General features: G+C 55.5%; 18 protein-coding genes. 4 read left to right on the top strand and 14 right to left on the bottom strand.

The window, feature by feature from the left end; translation table 11 throughout:
* Window positions 1–131: 131 nt before the first annotated feature.
* The 9 genes from C795_RS0112455 to C795_RS0112410 all read right to left on the bottom strand — a co-directional run bounded on the left by C795_RS0112455 (window position 132) and on the right by C795_RS0112410 (window position 9,596).
* Window positions 132–1,085 carry a hypothetical protein gene (locus tag C795_RS0112455; protein WP_026139650.1) on the bottom strand — a complete coding sequence of 318 codons (954 nt, stop codon included), beginning with the start codon at window positions 1,083–1,085 and terminating at the stop codon, window positions 132–134.
* 185 nt (window positions 1,086–1,270) lie between these two features.
* Window positions 1,271–2,062, bottom strand: a complete 792-nt coding sequence (locus tag C795_RS17035; RefSeq protein WP_083879293.1) for a restriction endonuclease — start codon at window positions 2,060–2,062, stop codon at window positions 1,271–1,273.
* Between the two features lie 690 nt (window positions 2,063–2,752).
* A complete protein-coding gene (locus C795_RS0112445; RefSeq protein ID WP_157487136.1) occupies window positions 2,753–3,322 on the bottom strand; it encodes a hypothetical protein in 570 nt (189 codons plus the stop codon).
* A gap of 585 nt (window positions 3,323–3,907) precedes the next feature.
* Window positions 3,908–5,485, bottom strand: a complete 1,578-nt coding sequence (locus tag C795_RS0112440; protein ID WP_232225492.1) for a DUF6119 family protein — start codon at window positions 5,483–5,485, stop codon at window positions 3,908–3,910.
* 481 nt (window positions 5,486–5,966) lie between these two features.
* Window positions 5,967–6,293, bottom strand: coding sequence for a hypothetical protein (locus tag C795_RS0112435; protein ID WP_017794081.1), 327 nt, complete (start codon window positions 6,291–6,293; stop codon window positions 5,967–5,969).
* Window positions 6,294–7,053: 760 nt separating this feature from the next.
* Window positions 7,054–8,058: a hypothetical protein gene (locus tag C795_RS0112425; RefSeq protein WP_157487135.1), complete on the bottom strand. Its 1,005-nt coding sequence runs from the start codon at window positions 8,056–8,058 to the stop codon at window positions 7,054–7,056.
* On the bottom strand, window positions 8,051–8,587 hold the full coding sequence (locus C795_RS0112420) for an RNA polymerase sigma factor (RefSeq protein WP_198008478.1): 537 nt from the start codon (window positions 8,585–8,587) through the stop codon (window positions 8,051–8,053). Before C795_RS0112420 ends, C795_RS0112425 begins: the two co-directional genes overlap by 8 nt.
* Window positions 8,588–8,798: 211 nt before the next feature.
* Window positions 8,799–9,194 carry a hypothetical protein gene (locus C795_RS0112415; protein WP_017794077.1) on the bottom strand — a complete coding sequence of 132 codons (396 nt, stop codon included), beginning with the start codon at window positions 9,192–9,194 and terminating at the stop codon, window positions 8,799–8,801.
* 63 nt (window positions 9,195–9,257) lie between these two features.
* Entirely contained in the window at window positions 9,258–9,596 is a 339-nt protein-coding gene (locus C795_RS0112410) for a hypothetical protein (protein ID WP_157487133.1), read from the bottom strand.
* 544 nt (window positions 9,597–10,140) lie between these two features.
* On the opposite strand from C795_RS0112410, the gene C795_RS0112405 reads away from it, so the two are divergent.
* From C795_RS0112405 to C795_RS0112400, 3 genes are all read left to right on the top strand, one after another.
* Entirely contained in the window at window positions 10,141–10,761 is a 621-nt protein-coding gene (locus C795_RS0112405; protein WP_017794075.1) for a hypothetical protein, read from the top strand.
* 982 nt (window positions 10,762–11,743) lie between these two features.
* Complete coding sequence (locus tag C795_RS17305; RefSeq protein ID WP_198008477.1) at window positions 11,744–12,034, top strand: hypothetical protein; 291 nt, start codon at window positions 11,744–11,746, stop codon at window positions 12,032–12,034.
* A 977-nt stretch (window positions 12,035–13,011) separates the two neighbouring features.
* Window positions 13,012–14,211 (top strand): IS110 family RNA-guided transposase, encoded by a 1,200-nt coding sequence (locus C795_RS0112400; RefSeq protein WP_026139509.1) that lies wholly within the window; start codon window positions 13,012–13,014, stop codon window positions 14,209–14,211.
* A 298-nt stretch (window positions 14,212–14,509) separates the two neighbouring features.
* Here the strand turns inward: C795_RS0112400 and C795_RS17300 are convergent, their stop codons facing one another.
* On the bottom strand, window positions 14,510–16,018 hold the full coding sequence (locus C795_RS17300) for a hypothetical protein (protein ID WP_157487131.1): 1,509 nt from the start codon (window positions 16,016–16,018) through the stop codon (window positions 14,510–14,512).
* A gap of 278 nt (window positions 16,019–16,296) precedes the next feature.
* Entirely contained in the window at window positions 16,297–16,539 is a 243-nt protein-coding gene (locus C795_RS17030) for a helix-turn-helix domain-containing protein (RefSeq protein ID WP_083879289.1), read from the bottom strand.
* Between the two features lie 53 nt (window positions 16,540–16,592).
* On the opposite strand from C795_RS17030, the gene C795_RS0112390 reads away from it, so the two are divergent.
* Window positions 16,593–16,790, top strand: coding sequence for a hypothetical protein (locus C795_RS0112390; RefSeq protein ID WP_017794074.1), 198 nt, complete (start codon window positions 16,593–16,595; stop codon window positions 16,788–16,790).
* A 237-nt stretch (window positions 16,791–17,027) separates the two neighbouring features.
* On the opposite strand, the gene C795_RS0112385 is transcribed toward C795_RS0112390, so the two are convergent.
* The 3 genes from C795_RS0112385 to C795_RS16040 all read right to left on the bottom strand — a co-directional run.
* Window positions 17,028–17,873, bottom strand: coding sequence for a hypothetical protein (locus C795_RS0112385; RefSeq protein WP_017794073.1), 846 nt, complete (start codon window positions 17,871–17,873; stop codon window positions 17,028–17,030).
* A 571-nt stretch (window positions 17,874–18,444) separates the two neighbouring features.
* The gene (locus C795_RS0112380; RefSeq protein WP_157487130.1) at window positions 18,445–20,931 is read right to left on the bottom strand and encodes a helicase C-terminal domain-containing protein; all 2,487 of its coding nucleotides are present in this window, start codon (window positions 20,929–20,931) and stop codon (window positions 18,445–18,447) included.
* Window positions 20,932–21,520: 589 nt separating this feature from the next.
* Window positions 21,521–22,395, bottom strand: an 875-nt coding sequence (locus C795_RS16040; RefSeq protein ID WP_017792467.1) for an IS256 family transposase, incomplete at its 5' end; no start/stop codon positions are given.

Here is a 22,395-nt window from a genome sequence, read left to right as displayed (position 1 = left end):
CTCATCCGTTCGAGTTCGTTGTCTATTGTCGACGACTAGGAGCAGTAGACGTCGTTGACCCACGCGCCGTTCCGCGATGACTTCAGAAGCCTATCTGACCCAATCCAAGATCCTTCAGATGCTTAGGTACTTCAATGTGTTGAAGCATCCGGGCCGAAGAAATCCGGAATGGTTTCGATAATCCTGCCCTCAAGGGCATGTAAGTCGACTTCCGGCCACCCAAAGTATGAGACCGTGATGCTGAGCGCACTGTGGAACGCGAATAAAGCGATTCGTGCTTCTTTCTCAACCTCCTCGTAAGTGATTGCCTGAATTGTGATGGTGTTCCCTGTCACCGGGTCATAATGTTTGGATTGACGTGATCGGCCGGTATAAAGGGTCGGGTGGGTAAGGTTCGACAGGGCCCCATAGACGCCTGCTGACTGTACTTGCGTCACCTTCCCCCCGAACTCCTCCACACGCGCATACATGAGCTTCACTGCTTCTTCAGGTTTGGGGAGTTTTTGGCCGTTCAATCTTGCTTCCCCTAACGAAGCGTTGGTGGCCTCGGGGAACTTATGGGTTATCAGCTTCTTTAGCTCTTTATAGTGCTTTGCAGCTATCTGATAGCGATTGCTCTCCTTGCCAAACATGTATCCATCGTTCTTTTTAGCTTCTTCGGCGCTTTTCAACTCTTCCAGGTAGGCACGTGCAAGCAGATCTTCGTGCGTAAGAGAAGGATCTCCGAGAACCCACAGCGCGTGAGCGCAGTGCTCTGCGACGGAACGAATCAACAGTGCCGGAGAGTAGAGCACCTCACCGTTGCGGTAGAGCGCCGCCAATCCTCCAAGATGGCCAGAGGCATTGAGTAGGAAGGAATGGACTGCATTAGCGAGGAGACGATGGCCGCTATCACCGCTGGTATCCTCACCCGGCGAATTCGGTGGAAGTAGAGCGGTCGCGTCTGTCTCTGCCGGTGAACCAGCTGCTGGCTCCCAGCGGCACTCTTCTGAAATTTGCAGGAACGCGCTTTGGCAGTGCTGGAACAGGGTGGCTAGCGCTTCCAACTGCTGAAATTCGGGGGTGTTTCCTTGTTCATGTGTCATGGGCTCAGATTAGCTAGATCAACTACTGGCACCGCAGGAGGAGTCGGAAAACTTCACCTAAATTTGCGTAGCGGCCTGCACGAACATACCTTGAAACTCATGCTCTCTTGGAACACAATGCCCCTATATTCACGTTAGAAACTAGTCATGCTCGAGGATGCTGCCGAGCGACACTCTAATCAGTTTTAAGCTTTCGGTGTATCTCGAGGCAGTATCAGGGTGAAGGATTCCGTCCGAGTCGCAGACGAGATGTGCTCACAATCTGGCCCGTGGGTCACAAGTTCGATCCCATCTAAGTCACCCTGGTAACTGAGGATGCTGTATTCGGCGTTGCAGACGTAACAAACCGCTCGGTCCCATTCAACATCTGATAATTCGCCGCAGCAACCGCACTGAAGATGGAGCGTCCCACATGAGCCGCAGTGCCCCACTTCTATCTCGTCAACCTCGAAAAGCTGCACATCACCAAACAGACAGGCATCTACCTGGCAGGTGCCCAGAACCTCATCCTCGATGAGTTCGGAAAGGTCAACAGCCTGCGATTCAAGTCCTTCCACTACGTTACTGATATCCCTCAGTACGATTCTCGGATTAAGAGCCGTCTCAGCCCTCTTTCTAGCGGGTTCCGTCACTCCCTTTGCCGCGTAAAGGATTCCGAGACCGGCACCGACGTCAAGAAGCTTTCCAACGAACTCGTCAATTTTCCCAATTCCAAGTTTGCGGTTGTAGAGCTTGCATTCAATAACCACATCAACATGAGCCCCTGCAATTGCTTTCCGCGCAACAGCGTCCAGTTGGCGCTCCTCGCCTGAGCTACCCGGAATTTTCTGATCATGCACCACCTCAGCAGCCGGGTCAAGACTACGAAGTGTGAGCACAACGTCTTTTTCAAACTGGCGCCAGGCCGGTGTGTTCTTATCTACGTCAAATGACGCATCCTCGTCTGTAGTGAGGTCATCGATTAGAAAATCAGACATACCTTAAGCATGGCAGGGGCGACTCGCAGTATTTCTGTTTTACTCCGATTGCCAGATTATCCTTCCGAATGTGTGTCCATTGCAGATCGTCGTCTCCCGCGTTCGGGCTGATTTGCAAGTACTCGGCGTTTCATGAACATCAATACAAGCGAGGATCTGCGACGGCTAACGGTTACTCAGCCCGAGCACTGAGGTCTCGTTTGCTTGTCCGTACAATGTCAGCGCTGAAGGCGCTGACTATTCTCGAGTTTGTGAATCACAACTTCCTGCAGGCCGGAGCACGATAGACAGGGCGGCTGTAATTTCGCGAACCCCCGCATTAGACCGAATTTGCACCAGAGACTGATCGCGTGGGAGATGACAGCGCCGATTACTTACGTAGAGCCAAAGTTTGGGGTGCGATGGAAATCTGCGTAGCTGTTTTGTGGTTGATTAGAACGCCAGGCCTATCTGCACCAATCCAGCTCATTCCAGTACCTGGAAATTAGATGTGCTGTCTTCATCGGCGGCGAGGACACCAAGCGTTGCACCAGACCACTCAGCGTTTCACCAACGTCCAATAAGACTCCGGTTAGCCAATGCGCGATTCGTATCGAAAGCCTAGCTCTTCGCGATTGAGTTGCAACCCTTGCAGCCTCAGGACTCCTCGTACGAGCCCGCTTCACTTGGAACCCCAGTGGCTCCCCTGCTTCAGATGTTAGCGATCACAAGCGATGCGGCGAAGACGACAACGACCCCGATCAGCAGAGGCCAAAAAACTTTACGCCCACGCCGCGTTGGGGACCACACAGATACGCCGTACCCAATAGATGCGTTGAGAAACATCGGAAACCCGAATACGAAAATCAACCAGAACATCCCATCGAGCGGGGCACTACACAGGGTGCCTGGATCGCATGGACCACTTACGATCGACTCCCAAACAGAAATGACCGCAAACACCAAAGTCACCACCACAACTGTGATCCCACCAAACAACAGTGACTGCGAAAACGGGAAATAGCGGGTGAGCCACGGCCCGACTACTGCCGCGGTGGCCGCACAAATCAAAGGAAAGTAGAAACTGAAAATATAAGGCAAGAAACTCTCCATCAGGTTGAGAGATCCGTTCCCTAGGGTCACCAGCGCAAAGAACAACGTTCCGATCATCCCCACGAGCGATAAGCCGAGGAAGGTGCGCCAGGCCATGCTCCAGCGGGAGTAAGTTTTCCAAGGGTGCCCATCGGGAAGCCCTGGTTCCACCTGCTGTAAATCAACCATCTTTCAAAGATAGTGGTGAAGCTGCGAATCCCACTATGAACTACTGAGGGCTTCCCGGTCAGTACTAGATCAGCGGCCGAACAGGCAGACGCAACTTCAGCTCATACTGTTTGCCTTCATCGTCAGGCCAGGGAAAGAATAGATCTGTGTGAGAGAGCGCTCGATGGGCCATTAGAAGCGTCTCACGTTCGTCGAACCACGCTACACGTGACTCGACGGTCGTTGGTTCCCTGGGCTAACTCGTCAACGATGATCTAGTGCTCCGCTCCGAGAGCAAAGTGATGCGATCTGGATTTCTTGGACTCTTGGACCGGGTCGAGGCTTCTGCCCCGGTCGTGTAACAGCCAAGCCAAATGTAATTTCGCGAAACCCCGCATTAGGCGGAATTCGCACCAGAGACTGATCGCGTGGGAGATGACAGCGCCGTTTACTTATGTAGAGCCAAAGTTTAGGGTGCAGAGTAGGCCTACGCACCTACCGAATCGAGGAAGTTGTCTATGACTCCCACACCGGAATCATTGACAACTCTCATCCTGAGTTCAGAAGCTAATGCCAAAACACGGGGCTTACACCACTACTTTCGTACTAAACGTAGTCGACGCTGACTACTCGCACTTCTATGCCACGGCTCTCTAACTCATCAAAAACGCGAACGAGCGACACTTTACTGAAGCTGAATAGGGTGTCCGCCGTGACAGTTCCTCCCTGCTTTTTCGGTCGTATTGCGTAAACAACTCTTCGTGGCCTGGCGCCGATTAGGTCACCGTTACCGCCGCGTTCCGTTACTCGTTTTCTCAGCTTCGTGCGAGCTTCCTCGTCGTATTGCAAAGCATGCGCGGAGTTTCCACCCTGCGAGAAAAGGTGGCTCAGTGGCGCGGACGAAGAAGCCGACTTCACGTGAACGTAGATGTCTTTCTCCGTTATAAGGTCGCTTGGTTCAAATCCCCGCTTATTCTGGGTCGTCTGAACGAGTTTCCGATCCATTAAAACAGCGCCTAGAGATGTCGAGGCCTTCTTGTTGTAAGCCTCCTCATCATCCGGGGCATGCCACACGGGCATCGTAATATCTGCTCCCATCGCAAAGATCTGCTTGACACGTTCATCAAGTTGCTTCGCATAATCAAGATCCATCGCGAACCACTGCCCGTTGTACAGGAAGTAGCGCTGACCACTTTCCTCCTTCTCATAAGCCACCCATTTACGTAGAGGGATATCCGTACTCACTGGGTTAGTCCCCTCTGCATCAGAGAACAATTGAATCTTAATGACGTCCAGAGACTCAATGTTTCTACCCTTCATAAGTTCCAGAATCAGCACTGCAGTCGGCAAATCTGCGCGAACGGAGGGGCTTCCGCCACGTCTGACCTTGAAGGACTCAGGGGGTAGATTTTCATTCAGATGCTCGTGCGGCCAAGTAACGGCGATCGTCGACAATCCCGGAGCTTTTAGTAATTCCGCTTCGAGATGAGCGTCCAGCTTGTCGTGGAGAGCAGTCTTCTTCTTGACAGGCACAAGTTGCTCCAGCACCTCCAACTCCGGTAGAGGGTCTTGCGCAAGCAGTTCGTCGATCACTTCTAGATCAGAAATCAGCGTCTCCGCAGTCAAACCAAGCGGCACCGAAACAGCATCGGCTCCTCGCACACGGAAGGACTTATCAATTGTGAGGCCCTTGATCTCTGCCTTACCGACGACACGGGTCACCAGTTCGCCAAACCCACCGATTCCGAATCCAGACAGACCTGAGCCCGTAGGAATGGATGAGCGGTCGACCTTAGCTCGTTCATCTAAGACGGTTCGGGTCAGAGAGCTTAGAAGATCAGGATCAGCCGATCTAAGTGCAAGTCTTTGCCCAAAACCACTCTCAACCAGACCCTGGTCCAGAAGCAACCAGCCCATACCCCAACACAGAGCCCAGGTAGCCGCCGCTTCGTCGTTGTTCAGTCTCAGCAGGAGGACACCACCGGCAGTAGTGTTCTCAGTAGTAACCTTCACACCGGTCAATTGGTGAACTCGACCAGCCCATTTAACCGTTCCACCCGATCCGATCGACCCATGAATCAGGACGGCATCTTTGGATCCAACCTTGCATTTGTCCGTGGTGATCGCTGAGTCATTACGGTACTTTTTCTTGACCGCGTCTTCGAGATTGCTTGTGTGCCTCAAACGATACAGAGTTGTAGCTTGCGCAGATGCCTTTGGCTGAGCCAATCTGGTTCACCTCTCTTAGAATTCCCGCCCCTTCGTTGGAGTGGTCCTCTCATCTTGGCACCAGCGGCGCAGACCGGTGCGTCGACGCGCACAGACCAAATCTGATGCGGTCTGGTCCTGGTGGAGACGCTCATGCCCCCAGGTGCGCAGCTGGGGACACTGGGGCATCTACAATTTCGGGAACCCTCTCATTAAGCATGATTTGCACAAGAGACTGGTCGCGAGGGAGATGACAGCGCCGATTACTTATGTAGAGCCAAAGTTCGGGGTGCGACGAGAACCTCCACCGCGCATCAGGCCGGGCTCGAGGCATATTATCTACGACTCAAAATGTCGTCAATGCCCCAGATGCTCCGCTACTGCGATTCCGGTAGCCAATCGCAAATTCATTGCGCTGAATCAACTTAATGCTCTCCCGAACACCTGGCCATGATTGCTATCCACCCAGCTGAGACAGCGCGTACGTCTGGACTGGGTTGCCCCTGGCGATGCCTGCTACGAGCTCCCACTCATCTCCGCTCGTGTCCACGAGGAATTCTGCCGGGACACCAGAATCAAACAGCGCTTGGACATCAGCCTCGGCCTGCGTTTCAGTCAGCACTTCTAGCTCAGCGAGTAGAGGGCTGGGGGCGACCTGAGCGGTGGGATCGGATGGATTCTCAATCAAGCCCCCCGACGCAAACGCGGGCGAGCTTGCGGTGCCACCCACGATGAGCGCTGCAGCTGCAATAGTGGCCAGTAATACTGACTTGGGTTTCTTCATCTTTATCAATACCTCTCTGATTGTCTTGCGTGTTGAGGGAACTGCGAGTGCGAGCTGTGGATCAAAAATGATGGGAAAGCATGCTCAACCACCGTGAGTTACCTTGGCGTGCACGGGGAATCCCGAGGACTCACATTTGGCCAGGACTTCCCCCAGTGCTTGGTCATAGTCACGGTTAGTCTCAAGACCCGGTTCTCGCGAAGTATCCCCGGCAGCGAGCAGGAGAGGTCGCAACCCTTCAGGGCTTTGCTCACCTAGGCCGGTCCACTTCTCGGAAAGGTCCGCCTCAAACTCATGCAGCTCGTCTTCTGAGACTTCGCCTGAACGGTACTCCACCATCGTGTCCAAGAACGAGCCGAGCAAAGTCCCCGCTGCGGCACAGGACTCCTCGGTACTGTAACTCTTCGCAGCCTCGCGAGTATCTTCGCTTGGCGTTGAGCAGGAGACGAGTGCTGCGGCCCCCAGGATTGCGATCAGAGGTAGATTTGCTTTTCTCATGTGCTGTCATTCTCTATCGGAGCCAGGGTTGCCACCGCCATGTGGGGCAAGACGGCAACCCTGGCCTGTTTACTGATTAGTATTCATTCCAAATAGTCCACCGTGCACGTAGTGTGTTGCACGGTCGCCGCCACGCTGCGGATGCAGGTGACAGGTGACCTTTGTGACTCCGATTGGCGTATGGCCGTTCGAGGAGCCAGCATCGACTGTCACCAGTGCGGTGCTCGCCGAGCTCCTGTCCTGCACGGATATTGGTCATGGATTACCTCCAAAGCGTGTATGAAATGACTGAACCTGGAGGCAACATTGCCTCCAGATTTTCGCCGGTCATGATGGTTTCTGCGGCAAGGATCTTCCAAGATTTCGTGTCGATCACCAGCTGCTCCGACACGCCTTCAGCTTGATGAATTCCTCTGCCCAGCTCGATAAGCAGGCCGGGCCGCCCGGCGCGATCGGTGGTCGAGCCGCTCACCTCGGCTCCCTCGCCGCTCAGGACGGTCGCGATGAGCGCTCGCTCGGCGGCCGGGCTCAGAGTCCATGTTTGCAGCAGCGACACTGCTGCCTGCGCGTACTCTGCTGCCCCGTAGGAAACGTCTGTTGGGAGCCCGCTGAGGTGCAGGTACTTGTTGAGGTAGTCCCTCATGAGTTCAGGGCTCTCCGGGGGCGCATCAGGAAACCCTCCGAACAGCTCCCCCGCACCCCAATCAAGTTCTTCAAGCATCGAGCCTGGCTGCGAAGCCCCCTCAGGGAGCGGCTCAAGTGCTGTGCCGAAAGCGTCCACGGGCGTCCCCGCGAACAGCCGGCTGACACCCGATCCATCCGCGTTCGCGATCACCTCTCGTTCTTGGGGCTGAACAAAACCGCTGCTGGGGTTATCGACATCGAAGATGAAGAACCAACCCTCCAGCGAGGAGCCCAGCCGTGACGGCTCCCCCGATGCTGCTTCGAACATGCCCACCTCCGCGCGCAGGTCACTGATTGTTTGGGTGGCTGGCCGCGTGGGAAGCGGCTGAGGAGCAACCGCCATGGCCTTGGGTGACGGCTGAAGTACGGCCATCATTGACGCGATCAGCAGCACCGCCAGCGCTGCAGCGCCAGAAAGGAGCACAGGGAGTCGTCGCCGAGACTTGCTGGGCGGACCCAGCGACTGAGGAGCCGGCGGGCGTTCGCGGTCGAGGATGCTCGCGAGTGAGGGTTCTGCGGAGGCTGGAAGACGACCATCTCGGTACGGGTTCGCATCACGGAATCTGCGCGTAACGTCATCCATGAATATGTCCTCCCTTCGCGATTTGAGGTTGCGATGTCTGTGATTCTTGATCTTTCAAAGCTGCGCGGAGTGCTCTCCTGGCGCGGGAAAGGCGGGCCCAAAACGCTGGCACCGTACACTCCATGACCCTTGCCGCTTCCGGCGCACTGAGACCGTCCCAATACGTGAGCTGCAGCGCGAGCGCGTCCTTCTGCTTGAGCGTGGTGAGCACCATCCTCAACTCGAAGTCTTCGAGATCGCTTTCCCAAGCGCCAGCGTTCACGAGCTCCTCGTGAAGAACACGCTGGATATGAGCCTTCTCGGTCACGCGTTTTTGGTAAACATTTCCGACCAGATTCCGCGAGGTGGTGATCAGCCACGGGATCCCAATCTTCACACCTGCTTGATGCTTTTCGTAGGCGCGATAGAAGACTTCACTGGTGAGATCCTCAGCAAGCTCGCGGTCACTCACCCGCTGGTAGATGTACCGGAGAATAGTCCTGTACCTCTCGCGGAAGAGTTCCTCGAACACCGCATCTGAATGCTCCAAGTCACTCCCCTGCACCCTCCGTGGCCTCAGCCAGCCCAACACCACTACTAAGTCAGTTTGGCGAACAAGCGAATCCTGACAAAACTTTTGAAATGCTCCCGCAACGCGCGATGGGGCGCGACTCAGTGCCAGGGCTCGCCACGCAGATGCAGAGGCTGGTCTCTGTCACCGTTCCAGGCCGACGTCCCAGGCACGCTTGCGGCCGGGAGGGCTACGGCATGGAGAGGCCTTTGTTGTAGCGCTGGATTCCCATGTTGAAAAGCTCTCCGTCGTAGAGCATCTGAGCAAAGATCAAGCCCGCAACACTTGCGACCACCACGGCGATGATGCCGAACCCAAGACCACTCGGCCCCCACCCGCGCCAGCCGTGGAAAAGCAGGAGGCCCAGCCCAATGAGGTGGGCGACGACCAGAGGGAAAAGCCCGAACAGCGCTGCGGTGCCCTCCATGGTGGCCCCGGCAGTGAGTGCCTTGCCCTGTTCGGACTCCTCCTCGAGCAGCGTGAGCCCATACCAAACCCAGGAAACGGGCAGCACGACCATTCCGATCCCCGCGAGCACCCAAAAGAGGGTGCGTGCGCCATCTTCCGGCTCGAAAACCTTGCTCAACTTACGAGCCTCCTGCCTGTAGTCGCAAACTCGAGAATGATGGTGTGCCTACCTGCGGGAGTGTTACAGAATGCATTGAGTCACGTCCTCGTATTGGCCGCAATCCTGCGCCGCAAGGGTCATGAATCCGAGCACAGCCCCCAGCACGACCATCGCTGTTGGGAATGCGTACCACCACCGCCGCACTTCCATCTGATCCACGAGAAGTGCTGCCCCTAGATAGAACAGCCCGGCGAAGACGACGCAGGCCCAGAAAAACACTTGATGCACGAACAGCACCCCGGGTTCTACATCTGGGCCGAGGCTTCGCACCAGAAGCCCATCAGCGTAGTACGCGCCTTTGAGGCTGCTGATCGCGAGCCAAGCGAGAACCGATGCTGCTGCACTGAGCAGCAGCATCACGGTTGCTGTAACTGGGTGGGATTTCATACTCGGTAGGTCTCGTGGCATTGCCGAATCAGGTAGTGGAGCTGGTTCTTTGATCTGCCGTACTTCATCGCATAGTTGCTGGGCTCAGTGTTGCTCCCATCGTAGGAGGTGTAGACCCTGATCAGATCGCCTGGCGTTGCCTGTCTCAACAGCACGGGGTGGTGTCGAGCCAGTTCTGAATTGTCGGGACCCGGGGATCAGCCATAGCGTGCTCGCTCTCTGTTCGTGGAAGCTGCTTTGAGTTGTTGAGAGGACCGATAGATACTCTCATCTGTGTAGTTTGCTCAGAACGCATAACCTGACATCCGTTGAGGTGGCTCACGGAACTGCCTCAACGGGGCGGTGGGTTTTCAATATGGAGCTACCGCTCGAATGCGTTGTGAGTAATCGGGAACTCTTCATCGCCTGCGCATAGTGTGCAGAAATCCTGACATCTGAATGTGCCCACAATCCTGACGTGGGTCCCTGCTAGATTCGCGACCAATGAGAATTCAGCCTTCCTCGAGAGGACATAGCCATGAGACGAACAGCCACAGCCGCGCTCATGATGGGCGCTAGCGTGATGGCTTTGACCGGCTGTTCATCGGCTCCCAATGCCGGCAATGAGGTCAGTATTGTGCCTGAGGACAGTGCTTCGGATGTTGCTGCCGCTCCGTCCCTGGCGATGAGTGAGGGGCCGAGGGCAACTGGGGAGTTCAAGTCGCAGGATGGCTTAACCACGGGGCGTGTCGAGGTTCAGCTGAAGAAATACGGCGAAGGAGATTTCGGGGAGGCATACTCGGCAGAGATCACGGTCACGGACCTGGAAACTCCATACACGTGGCTCGGCATCTACGGCACCTACTGGGACAGAACCGCCGACTCCTGCGCTGATGCAGGCTTTTCTGGCGGTGATTTCAACGTGAAGTCAGGGGACGACATCCAGGCCACCCTCGGCGCAACGTGGACCTGGGGTCTAGAAGGCTTGCAGGCTGACCCACAGTCCCTGGGCGTGGATGCCGAACGTGGCGAAACCTCACGCCTGCAGGAGATTGGCCTCACCCGCAGCCAGGGAATGCAGGCCAGAGACGGTATCGCAACGGATTTTCAGTCTTGCATGAATGTCGTCATCGCCTACGCGGAGCTCGACTGGGAGTAAGTACGCTGGATCTGCAGAGACCCTCTGCGCTCGTTCAACTCTGAGTGCAGGGGTCTCTGGCTTCGAGTGACCCTTCGGGTGGAGTCAGCCTAGTGGTAGAGCGTCGCAGCCCAGTTCGCGGGCAGGCCGCTGACCTGACCCACAGTTTGGTTTCCAGTCGGGGCAGCTAGTCGATGGCCTTCATGAAAGGCTCACACAGGTTCGGGTTGACTAAAGTTCCGGCTTGGTTGTCTGTGCAGTGTCAATGCTGAAGGCGTGGATTGACCCTGGGTTGGCAAATCAAGCTTTCTGCAGGCTGGCGCATGACAACTAAGTCAACCCTAATTTCGCGAACCCCCGCATTAGACCGAATTCGCACCAGAGACTGATCGCGTGGGAGATGACAGCGCCGATTACTTACATAGAGCCAAAGTTAAGGGTGCGGAGCAACTTTCAAACATTCACTGAGTCAAGCAAACGTCGATACCCGACGCACAACAATTTTCGGTGACCGATTCGTTAGGAATCGATACCTACGGCCAATTCTGAGCGAAAATCGTACCTCAATCACGCAAAACACTGCGGCCCTGAGTGAACAAACGGAACTTTAGCCAAGCCCAAATCAATCGTCCCCCGGTCCCCAGTCATGAGTTTGATGCTGGACTTGACAGCGCTCCATTGGGTAACGTCGTGCAGAAGCAGTATTACGCGTTGTACAAAGCCACCAATTCTGGGTTCCATTGCCTCATCAGAGGAATCCGTGCGGACCAGCTAATCAGTAAGTCCGTTTCCAACTAGAAGAACAGAACTGCTCTTGCATCTCAAAACCGTTGACCCCACTAGAGCTAAGTTGGTCCTGATTTGGGGCGCTTGCGCAGTCGGCCCGGCGTTCCTAGTGAACGTCGGGCTCGGTTTGTCCTGTGTGGCTGAAGGAAGTCTTGCCGGGGGCACGAACTTTGGGTTTGGATATTTTTGGTTAGTAGTCGCTATCTGTTGGATTACGTTGTCGGTCTACATTGGGCACCTGGCCGAGCACTTCTGGGCCTCATTGTTGTTTACGCTTGGGGTTGGATTTCTTCCGGTAGCAACAACACTACTTTTTGCCATCACAACAGGTAGTGCGATGGTAATTCTTCTTCTGCCCATTTCAGTTGGAGTTTTTTGTTTCACCGCTGCAAGTAGTTGGATTGGGGCATTGTCGCTCAAAAAGCTAAAAATTGCGGCTTCCTCAGGCTATATTCTGCTTGGTGTCGCTGGAGTTGCGACAATAGCGTCGGCGCTGCTGGCTGAGTGAAGTAAAACTCTTGGGGCACCTGAGAACTTCATTAGCAATACGAGCGAATAGCTTGAATGAGAAATAGCAACCCTCTTCGCGGGACTTCTTTCCAGCTTCAACCTCACCGAACGAATCGTCGGTAGCGACGCGCTTGAACTCATCACTGTAAAAACGTGCCCTGACGTTTATCCTTCCAACACAACATCAACGTGGTGTGATCATCGATTCAACAAAGCCTTCAGCAGCACCTTTCAGGGCCCTACGTCGACCGAGCTGAGACGTCTACTGTAATGTCCGGAAGGTGTAACTACTCGCACCTCAGACTGGGGTCTGACGCATGCTGACGGGCCAGGGTCCGTTTGGAATCGAGAACGACCAGCCTGCGCATAACGGCCTCGTATTCAAGGGGCATCAAACATCCCAGCCGGGACAGCCTGCGATACCGGGCACAGGTCGACCGGGCCTGGTACACGTTTTGGTGACATGTCAGTTGGGCAACGACTACAACAGGCCTTCACCTACCTCATGGGGAGCCAAGGCCGCTAACGGTAGACCTGCGACGCGCACATCACTGAGCCTCGGCACCGAGTTGTTTCGCGCTGTAACTGCAGGTACGGATGTCGCAGGCTCGTCGCAAGACTGGCCGACACTTCTGCTTGACCACACGTTCATTACCGTGCACAGGCTGAACTTGCCTTCACCACGACGAACTTCGGCGCCGTTGGAGTCTTCTAACCTGATCACGGTTTCTCCCCCGTTACCTTGTTCGTAGCCCTTTCCAGCATCACACTGGAAGGGCGGCGGCCAGTCAGACCCGGCATGGTTATTGCCCCCAGTCATCCATGATCCGGGGGGTGTTGCCACCGGGTCTGACCGGTATTGAGTGATCGCTAATAGGGGCTCGGCCAGGAACTCGTTCCAGGGCCGTCCGTAACGTGGATGCCGGGACTCAATACCAGGAGCTGACCGCCGAAATCTCAACGGACGGAGCAGTCATGATCGAGAACTACGACAACGTCGACGTGTTCGTCGGCATCGACGTCGGCAAAGGCGAACACCACGCCGTCGCCCTCAACCGAGCCGGTAAAAGTCTCTACGACAAACCGCTCCCTAACGATGAAGCCAAAATGCGTGACGTCCTGCAGCACCTCAAACACCATGGCAACGTGCTCGTCGTCGTGGACCAGCCAGCCACCATCGGAGCACTCCCGATCGCGGTCGCTCAAGCCGAAGGGGTGCTCGTCGGCTACCTGCCGGGATTAGCGATGCGTCGCATCGCAGACCTCCACCCCGGCGAAGCAAAAACCGATGCCCGAGACGCCGCAATCATTGCGCAAGCCGCCAGAACTCTGCCCCACGCGCTGCGATCCATCCAGGTCGCTGACGAATCCGTTGCTGAGCTCTCGATGCTGTGCGGGTTTGATGATGACGTCCTCGGGCAGATCACTGCGACGAGTAACCGGGTACGGGGGCTCCTCACTCAGATCCATCCCGCACTCGAACGCGTGATCGGCCCACACCTGGACCATCCTGCGGTCCTTGATCTATTGCAGCGCTACCCATCGCCCGCAGTGATGCAGCAGGCCGGCCCTCAACGGTTAGCTACACGCCTCAGAAGGCTTGCTCCGCGTATGGGACATCGTCTTGCGTCCGAGATCATGGACGCGCTGGCTGCTCAAACGGTCGTGGTGGTTGGCACGAATGCCGCAGCTGTCGTCCTTCCGCGCCTCGCGGAACAACTCGCAGCGCTGCGGCGGCAACGGGCTGAGATAGCGGTCCTGGTTGAAGAGATCGTTGAGGCGCACCCTCTTTCGATCGTCCTGATGAGCATGCCGGGAGTCGGCGTTAGGACGGCCGCCAGGCTCCTCACCGAAGTGGCGGGCAAACACTTCGAGTCCGCTGGCCACTTGGCTTCCTACGCCGGTCTAGCTCCCGTGACCCGAAGATCCGGGTCATCGATCCGCGGCGAACATTCGTCTAGGCGCGGAAACCGGGTGTTGAAACGAGCCCTGTTCCTCTCGGCCTTCGCCGCGCTCAGAGATCCCGTCTCACGCGCCTATTACGACCGGAAGATCGCGCAGGGCAAACGGCACAACCAGGCTCTCATCGCCCTGGCCAGACGACGCTGTGATGTCCTCTTCGCGATGCTCCGAGACGGGTCGCTATATCAAGCTGATCATGCGCTTGCGGCTTGACAAAAGTAATAGGGGCACCCCCGGGCGGGCGTCAAATGTAATTTCGCTAAACCCCGCATTAGACCGAATTCGCGCCAGAGACTGATCGCGTGGGAGATGACACCGCCGATTACTTATGTAGAGCCGAAGTTTAGGGTGCGGAGTGACTCCGCGAAGCTAGTTTAAGCTGCATCTGGATATCAAGTTTGCCAACTACTTCGCCCGCCAACTCATTCCCTCATACAGAAGCACCGAACGTCACATCCTCGTGCATCAGACCCCTCAGAATTAATCGAGGGCCGCCTATTAGCTACATTGTCTAGCGATCTGCCCTGCTTAGAGCGGCACTCACCTTCGCCGCAACAGCCTCTGGATCGTATCCCGGGAATACCTCAATCAACACACAGCCGTGTTGCTCTGAAAGCGCCCGCTTTCTTGCATCCCTCTCTTGCGTCCTTAAGAACCCTTGTTCGCCCCCGAACAGCGCAACTGGTCTAGAGTGCTGAGCTCCTTGGTACTCGACGGCAACGCGTTCGTTTGGAAAATAAATGTCAAATGATTGGCGTCCTAGCCAAGCTGGCCTTCCTTGGAAAACCACTTTGTTTCTTTCAAATCTTGTTTCGAGCATTTTGAAGAGTTCAAGCTCGCCGACCCAGCCTTCCCCCCGGAGGGGAAGCCCATGACGTCCTCGTACGCTGTTCTCAGCCTCAATGTAGATACATCTCAAACGCGCACTGAGAACGGTCAAGAAATCCAAGGAGTTAAACTTAGGGAGCTTAGCTTTAAGCTGATTAGAAGTGTGACCAGTCCCTTTGTAAGTAGTTAAGCTAATTCTCCTGTCTACATACGCTGAAGCGTCTGGTGCGGCTGTCTTAATACACCCAGGGAGACGATCGACGCCGAAAAGCCTCAAACACGCTTGACTTCCTTCTTCCGGGATCCCGTCGTGAAGCAACGTTTTCCATAGCCCACCGAGCACGCTCATTCCTGTATCGTCATGAAACTTCTCCACAAGCGTCAAAAACGCGCGATCTACTTCATCGTGGAGCTCATCGCCTAGTGAACTGACCCGGTTTGAAGAGCCCAGCCAGAGCATGGCTGTTGAATTGAAGATTCGGGGTGAATAACCTCGATGTTCCAAATGCCAAATATGCTCTACGACATCTGCAGAATAATAGAGCTCAGTCTGCTGCATCTTGCTCTTTTGGAATCGCTTCGACTTGCTTTGAGTTGACACGGATCGTTCACTGTGAAGTTGATCGCGCGTAGGAATCGACAGTGTTCCATTTAGTTGGATAACTCGGCTGCACTTTATCAACCATTGAATGTTCAACTTCGCGCGCACGATTCCCTGTCCTCTGAGCTGTCGTACAAACTCGTCGGCTTCGGGATCCACTGAACTCTTCAGCGCCGCAAGTATTGATTTCATCTCTTGCATGGCAAGACTGTAGCCATGAACTTTCTTGTGAGATTCACCGTTGGACAGCCCAATGGAGTCGTCGTAAAGCCGTGCAGCAATGCTCATCTGACGCAGCCCTGCAACATCACCTAAGGCTGCTGCAATCATTCCGTATTTCTGCGCGAAAAGACTGCTTACATCGAATCCAGCAGGACTGCCAGCCCGACAAAGCTTCACAAAAGAATAGATCCCTTGATTTGCAACTTTATAGCTGGCTAAGGGCCCATGAGACCGTGCGACATCCCTTGCCATTGCTGCAAAGTTCGTCAAACCGTGATGCATGTATTTCGATCGCAAACTCTCCAGTTCGCCGGGAGTTATGCCTTCAGGAGTTTGAGTCAAAGAGAGCCCAGCAATCTCATCCGTCATGACTGAGATCATATCCGGGACCTTTTGATGCGTCCTGGGATTGCAGGAGACTCAAATCTGACGATGTCTCCGCCTGACCAAGCGCATCAATGCCAGGGCAAATGTAATTTCGCGAACCCTCTCATTAGACAGATTTCGCACCAGAGACTTATCACGTGGGAGATGACAGCGCCGATTACTTACGTAGAGCCAAATTTTTGGCGTGGGGTGACTCCGTGAAGCTTATTCAAGCAGCATCAGGACATCAGATGTGCCAACCACTTCGCCCTGCTAGCTCATTACTTCATACAGAAGCCCCGAATGTCACTTATTCGTGCATCAGGCTCGGCCCTTATAACTGGCGGGCAAGAGTCGACCGAAGATTTATCAGACCCTTCAACCATATTGATGAGCTTTTGTGCACGCCAGTTGTAGATGGTTTGCTGGCTGAGCCCCAGATCTTCAGCAACATGCTTCACGTGTTTGCCCTCAGCGATGAGTTCTAGTACTTTGCGCCGGAATGGTTCAAGATAACGAGTCATGGCCAGCCTCTTAATTGGTTGCGCTGCTACCAAGATTCCGATAGTCCGACTCCATGAAAGCCAGGACACATCAGTACCTCGACGCTGGGAAGAGCAAATTCATCCACCCGGCGGTGGGTTTCCGCTCAAACCTGGACGGCTATCTCGCACCGGTCGTGGTGAAGATCCCGGACAGCTTCTTCCGCCTCGCTTCCACGAACCCCGACGACATCGCGCAGCTCCAGAACCTGCAACAGATGGGGAAGGCATAACGCGTACGGGGCTTGAATTCCAGAAGAACTCGAGCCCCGTTCGCGTTATGCAAGGCTTCCCCTAGCCGTAAAAATCTCTGCTAAGAGGCGCGTCTAAGACTCCGATGAATGCGCTCAGCACGCAGCTGCTTTGCGAGCTGTGCCGAAGTCATTTCCCGACGCTTTTGGGCGGCAGCCTTCCTGGCTTCGATGACTTCAGGTGAAAGTTGCACTTTACGAAGTTCAATCTTACGTAGCTTAGTTTCCGCCATCTTGTCCTCCCTTGTCTACATCAAGGCTATCAACATATTGCTCAAATGCGGTTGAACCTGACCCCAAAGGCGTGCCTAGATTCTGGCTCTCGGCGTTGAGCATGGCGGTGAAAAAACGCGCGATCGCCAGCAGGTTCTGCGCATCTTGCTGGTCGAACACGTAGCCCCCTGGAGCGTCAAGCGTCAAGACGCCCAGCGCAGTGCTCTCGTAAGAAACGGCAGCAGAAGCGAACCCAGTGTAGCTTCGACCCAAGATTCCGTTTTCGAAATGAGTTTCGCTTTCGTCTTCGAAGAGCTTCGAGATCCCCTCGTACCGTGGTGACAGGGTGAGATGAATGCGCGCAGGTCGACCTGTAGGTTTACCGGTAGAAATGGCTGGGAATACGCAAGGCATGCTGTCCAACATTCCAGGCCTAAAGAACACGGCACGAACATCTGTAACGTCTGAGTAGGCCTCAGACACTAACGCGTCAAGCACTCGCTGCAAGATCGCTCTCACATGCTCCTCGACCTGATCATTCTGCAGTTCGGCAGGTAGCACGATCGATTCAAGCTCATCCGAAAGCAAGGAACGAGTTTGCAGCTCCTTGGCCTTGCGAGCATCAGCTTCCTTTTGCTCGCCATCGATCCATGAATCCCTGATGCCTAGCGGAATTGATCCCAAGGCGATCAGCACTACCCCGACAATGAAAGGCCCCCCAAACCACCACGCGCCCTTGAGATTCGAACTGATGAGAATACCACCGACGACAGGAAGCACCCATGGTGCGATAGCCATGTACAGCGTGAGACCTGCAACCCATTCCTTGAAGCTCAACCAAACATCTTTCATAGTCCAACCATAGAGTGAACGGAACGTCTGCTCGCGCTCATATCGCGTAGCTACTAGGTTTTGGGGTGCCCACCACGGGTGTTTCTCGCAATCCCATATCCCTTGTGACGCAAAGGCTGAGCAGGACCGAAATCTCTACCGTTACAGATTAAAGGTGAACTTCTTACACAAGCCTTCCTGGGTGAGTGCGTTGCGGTTGATAAATCCTGGGTTTGTTCGGGACGCTGCAGAAGTGCACCACTTTCAAGGCAAATGTAATTTCGCCAAACCCCGCATTAGACCGAATTCGCACCAGATACAGACGATTTAGGAGGTGGGTGCTAGTTGGCCATCGAAGCGGTGTCGGATAGCGACGGTATGCAAAAGCCTACAAAGGCACAGAGGGTGCCACGGTCGTCGCAATCGTGGAGCGGTTCTATATTGGGTACGTCGCTTACGACAAAACCCAAGGCACATATCGCTCCGTAGAGGGAGCGAAAAACGGATCTGATGCCCGTGTGGGTAACAATCTGGATGGTTACCCACACGGGCATCAGATCCGCCGCGGCTTCGCGAAGGATCTACACGCCTCTTAGTTCTTGACCCCGCGTTGAAGGACTGTGTATCGCTGAAGTGAACCCGCGCTAAGCCCGTGCCCTTCAAGAAGCCGGCCGACGACGTCGGGATCGGTCCAATCATTCGCACTCAACGCTTGGGCGAACTGTCGAAGCGCGCCGGCGAACTCGCTTAGCGTCTTCTCAGTGATCACGCGCATTCCGGGAAGGGGAGAGGCATCTGAATAGATTTGAACCGCACGATGCACCATTACCGGGATCGAACTCGCGTCCGGGTCGTACCTGTCTCCGAACCACAGCATGGATGTTGACAGCTGTCCAATATCACGCTTTCCGATCGCAGCGCTCTTCGCGCCAGTCTTCGCTTCGATCACCCAGAAACTGTTCCCGCCGAGCGCCCAAAGATTGTCCGGGCCAGACCCGGTGTCGTGCTCAGGCCGTTGAGATCCCAGGCCGATGAATAGTCCTGCCTCGCGGAACGCCTCTTCGAACTGATCTATGCGCATCTCGTCGAACACAAGGTCCTCGATGATTTTCTCCGCCTCGAGGCAGAGTGCCGCCGGAGTTGAGAATTTTGCTGCAAGCATCTCAGCGCAAGACTTGGCTTGAGCGGAATGCGCATGCAACGGTACATAGGTGACGCCGGCCCGAGGCTTGACGACACTTGTATTCTTCGCACGCGCCTGCGCGAGCACGTGCTGCCCAAGCACCGGGTCCGTCATATCGACGTAAGTGGCCTGCAGTTCCAAAAGGATCCCTGCCGTCGCATCGGAAATTTCTTCTAAATTTGCGGCTTCGGAAACTACGGCAACTGCCTCTGCGAACGCCCTGTTTTGTGCAAGCTCAAATGCCTGCCTCTCCGCAATCGCGGCAGACGAAACGTGACCGGGGAGCGGCGCAATGTTGCGCAGAGCCTGTAACGCGAGCTTGACCCACCCCGGTTCACGGCTGAGGGCTTGCCTGGCAGTGCTGATAATTTGCTCGACCGGTACATTGTCAATTTGGGACGCGAGCCGTCGCGAAAGCTTGAGCTGGGCCTGTGTTGCCGGGCTAAAGCGTGTGACCGTCCGCGAATCCACTGTGAGCTGGGCGAGCCTAGGGCCGAGCAGGAAGACCACACAATGGTCTTCGTTGCTGCGCACTCCACGTCCCATACCTTGTTCGATTCTTTGGACTTGGCGATCGTCGACTCCAGAACCAGCGCTCATCATCAAAGAACGAATACGTTCTTCTGGGCTGAAGGCTTCCGGCAGTCCATCGATCACGAGAACTCGGCAGGCGTTATTCGGCAGGTCGATACCGTCATACCTGTTAATCAGGACAACAAGCCCGACATGGGAGCCGCTTCGAAGTCGATCGACAACCGTCTCGACGTCATCGCCCACAGCGACCTCCGCTGCGTACTCTTTCCAGGGCTGCGCACCCTTCTCGCTGGGGACGATTACAACCGTGTTGTGTTCCTCGCTGAGCTTCGCGATGTGATCGCGGACCTTTTCTACTTTGAGGCTCGGATTAATCTCCTGCGGCGCAAGGATCATTCGTTCCCCTATGTCGCCCGCCGTTGTAGGCGTGATCGGCCGGGCGATGCTCGCGGAATCCGCCCCAAAATCGGTCACAAGCACGCTGTCATCGGCAAGAGTTGCTGTGAGGAAGATTCGATGATTGGCCTCCACAAATGACGTCACATGTTCTATTGGCGGGCAATGCGGCGTGATCGTGAGCTCCCGATCTGAGAACACCGCGCGGCAGAGAGCTAGGTGCTCACTAACGCCCTGCCAGGACCAGTAGAGCGGCATATCTTCTTGCGCTTCAGCGCGCAGAATCGGCACAACTCGCTCTAGCTTCTCTCGCCATGCCCAGAATGGCACCCTCATGGCAACACCCCTGCGCTTCTCTACAACATCCAAATATCCGTTCAGAGATTGGTCCCTCAAATCTGATGCGAAGAGGTCCAAGAGCTGCTCATAGCCGGAACTAGAGTGCTGGAGCGACAATGCAAGCTGCGTGCGTGTCGTGGCGATCGCGGCGTGCGCATCATCGATCACGACAGCACCAATAGGCGAACGTGGTCGCGTCGGACGACGGTTCGAAAACTTGCTACGACCGTTGACGAGTTCATGCGCATTGATGACGCCGATAGCTTCGCCCGCTAGATATTGTGTGCCGTCAACATCAGTGGTGACAGGTATGCCTAGGTTGGCTGCCTCTGCAAGAACCTGGCGGACTAGGTGGTTGTTTGGGGCTACATAAAGGCCAGGCCCCTTGCCCTCGTTGACGTAGCTTTGCAGTATTACGAGCCCGTCAACAGTCTTGCCGCCACCCGTATTGACCTTGATAACAAGGTCTCGTTCAGATCGGCGCTCATGCCAGCGTTCAAGCACCTGGCCTTGGACGTCCCAAAGCTTCCCGTAGCCCTGCTTCTTATTCAGGAGAGCATGCAGTTCCCGCGGCTCAATTGGTTCCGGCTGTCCGGCATTGGCAAGCATCGCGTTAAAATCGACCATGCTCATATTCTGCCCGTTGTAACACCTCAAGCTCGGAAACGCGCGCGCCTTTGCACTGCATTCAGCGATAAACGTGGGACCCAAACTCACTAGATCAAGGCTCCGACCCCCTGCGGACTGTGGACCTTGTCCGAATGCTGGCACCAGCAACTCATACTTTGGGATTTCTTTGATGCGCTCGAGGCATCGTGGATGATCTGAGCTGATCACGTTATAGAACGGCCGGCCGGAGCGCGCAAATGCCAAGGCAAATAGAATTTCGAGACCCACCTGCGTGTTGCGAAATTTGTGCCAGAGACTGATCGCGTGGGAGATGACAGCGCCGATTACTTACGTAGAGCCAAAGTTTGGGGTGCGACGACAACCTGCATTGCTGCTATTGGCGGTTAAGAACCTCAGGCCAGTTTGCACCTACCTATCTCTTTCCCTAGTCGGAAACCAAATGTGAACGCTTCAGTAGGCAGAAAAATCACCGCGCCCTGAACTAGATCCTTGGCGCGATCACTGCATAAGCGCAGTGAGGCTCGGAATTTCGTGAGGTCAAGTCCCGTGGAGTGGTGTAACGAACATTCTTCGAGAATGAGCTTGGCTACGCAGTCAACGTGAGGGGTAGTTCCACAGCCACCTCCTCAGCAACGTTGTCCGTGATGAGGCGAACCCTGCAACGAGCCAACACCTCGAGTCCGAGGTATCGGCGGCCCTCCGCCCACTCGTCAGATTGCTCTGCCAGGACCGCTCCAACGAGCCGGGTGATCGCGTCTCGATTCGGGAAAATACCGACAACGTCAGTGCGACGTCTGATTTCTTTGTTGAGACGTTCGTTGGGATTGTTCGACCAGATCTGCTGCCACACATCTTTCGGGAACGCCGTGAATGCGAGGATATCGGCGCGGGCAGCATCGAGATGATCGTGCACGCCAGGCAGTTTCTCGCCGACGTAGTCCAGGAGCCGGTCGAACTGTGCCTCGACAGCTGCAACGTCGGGCTGGTCATAGACGGAATGCAGCATTGCTTTCACGGCAGGCCACATCTGCTTCGGGCAGGCCGACATGAGGTTCGCGGCGTAGTGGGTGCGGCAACGCTGCCAACTGGTGCCGGGAAAGTTGGCCCGCATGGCCTCGACCAGGCCAGCGTGTGCGTCTGACGTGATGAGCTGCACTCCGGTCAGTCCTCTCGCGACGAGGTCCGCGAAGAACATGTTCCACGCCGCCCCGGTCTCGCTCGTCGCGACCTGCATGCCGAGCACTTCACGATGCCCATCGGCGTTGACGCCGGTCGCGACGAGCACGACCGTGTTGATCACTCGCCCGCCCTCACGTACTTTCATGGTGAGGGCGTCACACGCGACGAACGTGAACGGGCCGGCATCGCTGAGCGGTCGGGTGCGGAACTCGGTGACGTGTTCGTCGAGATCAGTGGCCATGCGAGAGACCTGCGATTTCGACAGTGAGTGAATGCCGAGCG

This window comes from Leucobacter salsicius M1-8 (assembly GCF_000350525.1).
Lineage (GTDB): Bacteria > Actinomycetota > Actinomycetes > Actinomycetales > Microbacteriaceae > Leucobacter > Leucobacter salsicius.
This window is presented reverse-complemented; position numbering and strand designations above follow the sequence as displayed.

What these genes read in the sequence shown, in the direction of transcription:
- C795_RS0112455 (WP_026139650.1), bottom strand. Translation starts at nt 1,085, where the DNA reads ATGACACATGAACAAGGAAACACCCCCGAATTTCAGCAGTTGGAAGCG.
- C795_RS17035 (WP_083879293.1), bottom strand. Translation starts at nt 2,062, where the DNA reads ATGTCTGATTTTCTAATCGATGACCTCACTACAGACGAGGATGCGTCA.
- C795_RS0112445 (WP_157487136.1), bottom strand. Translation starts at nt 3,322, where the DNA reads ATGGTTGATTTACAGCAGGTGGAACCAGGGCTTCCCGATGGGCACCCT.
- C795_RS0112435 (WP_017794081.1), bottom strand. Translation starts at nt 6,293, where the DNA reads ATGAAGAAACCCAAGTCAGTATTACTGGCCACTATTGCAGCTGCAGCG.
- C795_RS0112425 (WP_157487135.1), bottom strand. Translation starts at nt 8,058, where the DNA reads ATGGATGACGTTACGCGCAGATTCCGTGATGCGAACCCGTACCGAGAT.
- C795_RS0112405 (WP_017794075.1), top strand. Translation starts at nt 10,141, where the DNA reads ATGAGACGAACAGCCACAGCCGCGCTCATGATGGGCGCTAGCGTGATG.
- C795_RS0112400 (WP_026139509.1), top strand. Translation starts at nt 13,012, where the DNA reads ATGATCGAGAACTACGACAACGTCGACGTGTTCGTCGGCATCGACGTC.
- C795_RS17300 (WP_157487131.1), bottom strand. Translation starts at nt 16,018, where the DNA reads ATGACGGATGAGATTGCTGGGCTCTCTTTGACTCAAACTCCTGAAGGC.
- C795_RS17030 (WP_083879289.1), bottom strand. Translation starts at nt 16,539, where the DNA reads ATGACTCGTTATCTTGAACCATTCCGGCGCAAAGTACTAGAACTCATC.
- C795_RS0112390 (WP_017794074.1), top strand. Translation starts at nt 16,593, where the DNA reads ATGAAAGCCAGGACACATCAGTACCTCGACGCTGGGAAGAGCAAATTC.
- C795_RS0112385 (WP_017794073.1), bottom strand. Translation starts at nt 17,873, where the DNA reads ATGAAAGATGTTTGGTTGAGCTTCAAGGAATGGGTTGCAGGTCTCACG.
- C795_RS0112380 (WP_157487130.1), bottom strand. Translation starts at nt 20,931, where the DNA reads ATGGTCGATTTTAACGCGATGCTTGCCAATGCCGGACAGCCGGAACCA.